The 2,826-nt window shown below is 49.8% G+C and carries 2 protein-coding genes and 1 pseudogene; 2 read left to right on the top strand and 1 reads right to left on the bottom strand.

Annotated elements, in window-relative coordinates; all coding sequences use genetic code 11:
• Positions 1-230: pseudogene (locus NW846_RS12445) on the top strand (branched chain amino acid aminotransferase); the annotation flags it as partial.
• 65 nt (positions 231-295) lie between these two features.
• A complete protein-coding gene (locus tag NW846_RS12440) occupies positions 296-814 on the top strand; it encodes a phosphoribosyltransferase (RefSeq protein WP_414329088.1) in 519 nt (172 codons plus the stop codon).
• Between the two features lie 215 nt (positions 815-1,029).
• Here NW846_RS12440 and NW846_RS12435 read toward each other — a convergent pair.
• Positions 1,030-2,826: FkbM family methyltransferase (locus NW846_RS12435; RefSeq protein WP_414516177.1), on the bottom strand; the 1,797-nt coding region annotated here is incomplete at its 5' end.

Raw genomic sequence — 2,826 nt, 5'->3', positions numbered from 1 at the left:
TCCCTACCCAAGAACGGCCTGTCGATAAGTCGGAGCTGTTGATTGCCGATGAAGCTTTCCTGACTGGCACTGCTGCCAAGATTACGCCCATCCGCCAGATCGAGCAGTACGTCCTGCCCCCCTCCCGCCCCATCACCGAGCAGTTGCGGCAGAAGCTGACGGCAATTACCGAAAATCGGGATCCCGTCTATGCCCATTGGGTGAAGGTGATCCCTCTGAAAGAAAGCTAGTCCCTAGTCGAGGGGAGAAGCGTCATTATTAAACTGAGCACTCTAGATGGGTAGAGGGGGATCCCTTGCACGAAATTTCCATTACCTGGGCCGACTACCACCGCAAAATCGAGGAGTTGGCCGTCAAAGTCTACGAAAGCGGGTGGGAATTCAACCAAATCGTCTGTATTGCCAAGGGGGGGCTGCGCATCGGCGATACCTTGGCCCGTCTTTTCGACCTGCCCCTGGCTATTCTCTCAGCCTCTTCCTACTCTGGGCCCGGTAACCGCCAGCGGGGGCAACTGACCTTCTCGCGGGATCTAGCCATGACCACCGCCAACCTGGGCAGCCACGTGCTGTTGGTGGACGATCTGGCAGACTCTGGCATGACCCTAAAGCGCTCTGTCCACTGGCTCAAGCACCACTACGGCTTCTACATCGAGGAGATCCGCACCGGCGTACTGTGGTACAAGGCCGCCTCCGTCTATCAACCCGACTACTATGTGGACTATTTGCCGGATAACCCTTGGATCCACCAGCCCTTTGAGCCCTACGAGCAGATGACGCCCCAGCAGCTGATGCAGTTGCTACGCTCTTCCGGTTAGTTGAATTTGCTCAAATTGGCTTGCTCGCGGCGCCTGCAGTGTCTAACGTCAGTTGGACTTCTTGGCATGAGCTGTCTACTTACGATTGCCCACCCCCACTGCAAGCTCTGTTCCCCAGAAAAGTTGAATGACTTGCTCGTACAACAGAAATCACCCAGCCCTGGAAAGCTCCTTGCTCAACACAAGCAAAAGAGCAAAATTCGGATCCAACTTTACTAAACCGATATCATGTCTGCAACTTTTTCCAGATCTGAAGGATGAATCGCAATAATGTTTAGAGTAGAAATCGAGTATTGCTGAGTCTTGATCTTGGCTAGCTTATTCAGGAAATGGTTGTAGGTGTAAAACTCATATCCCAAAGGCTCCAGTATTTTAGCTGTAGAAGTTCCAGTAACTTTAGGGCCGTGCTTGTTTTCAAGAATAAGAACAGGGTGACTGGCGGCAAGCAACTCTAGACTGCCGGAAACGACCTGCTCTTCCGCGCCTTCTACATCAATCTTGATAAGATCAATCCGGGGTTCACCTTTCGAACGCCACACAGAGTCCAGGGTAACAAGATTCACAATTTTTCCTTCACCATTATTTGACGCCTGCCCTGATGCCTGCTTCGGATTTCCGATAGAGTTAAATGCCCCAGATCTTTCTTCTCCTAACTGAACAGTGCCTTCATGCTCACCGGCAGCAGCTTCGATAAGGAAGACAACATCCTCTAGGGAGCTGGCACTTATTGTCTTCCGCATACACTGAAGACAAGAAGCCGTGGCCTCAATTGCGATTACACTACCCGTAGGGCCTACTCGATGCGCAGCAAGGAAAGTATATACTCCAACATTTGCCCCTACATCGATTACGTTCATCCCTGGTCTTAAAAAGTGCTTGCAGAAGCTAATCTCGCTCTCAAACCATTCTCCTTGAGTAAGTAGAACGCGCGTGACAACACTCGAGAACGAAGGCTCGAGGGAGAGTCTGCAATTTTCATAGTCAAAATAGAGATCGGGCTGCGCAGGGAAAGAGGCTGTTTGCACTTGAGACACAACCTCCCACAGTGTAATTTCCTTGACCAGGCATGCTTGGCGATGAGTTGGATCAAGGCTAAGTATATGGTTAATTGGTATTAGCCCTTCTATCTTTTTCTGCGAGAGAAGCTCAATCGCTACCGCCAGAGCTGCTTGTTCATCATCTGGATCTATCGAATAAGTTAGGTTCCAAAATCGCATGGCTTCTGGGCTGTATACGACTCCAATATGAGTAGCTATCCATCTGGCTAAATAATAGAGGTAACTGTGTTTCGTGTAAGCATTTGGGCGGGCAGAAACTTCGCTTTCAACCCAGATGGGGAGATCTATCGCTTTGGAAGGACGTAAACCTGCCGCTTCTGTACACAGAAACTCTAGTAGAGCATAGGCATCTTCAAAGGCACGAGAACGATCGCCCAGTACCAGTAGAGCATGTATTCGATTTAGCCAGCAGGGAACATGGCGGGGATCCTTAGCCAAACTTCTTCGCCACAGGGATAGTGCCTCTTCCCAAGCAGATTGACGTGTTGAGACTGAAGCATCAGCACTTAGGGATCGAATGAGCTCGATCCCAGCTTGGTTCCATTCATCTGGAGTTGAGTACAAGTCGTTGGGGTGAAACGTATAAGTTTCGTGGGATTTACCTTCTAGAATATGGAAGAAGGTAGCTTCCATGCTGCGAGCATGTTCTCTTGGATCCCAAATTACTGACCAACGACGGGAATCCCTGATATTCCTCTTGATCTGGTTAATCCACTTTGGATCATTGCCCAGTTGGATCCCACGTTGGATAAACTCTTCTACTGACCAAGTGATACAATCTTCAAGACCGATATTTTTTAGCAGACTGTAGCTCATTCGGCCGTAGTAATGGCGACCTACTAAGGTAAGAACTGGCACACCCATGTAGAGAGCTTCCATAGTGTGGGTTGCACCTGTGTAGGGAAAGGTATCGAGAACAAGATCCACCAAAGCTAGTTGGCCCCGGTGCTCTTC

Source organism: Synechococcus sp. W60.3 (assembly GCF_047502615.1).
In the GTDB taxonomy this organism is placed as follows: Bacteria; Cyanobacteriota; Cyanobacteriia; order Thermostichales; family Thermostichaceae; genus Thermostichus.
The sequence above is the reverse complement of the archived record's forward strand: the minus strand, read 5'-3'. Positions and strand labels throughout refer to the sequence as shown.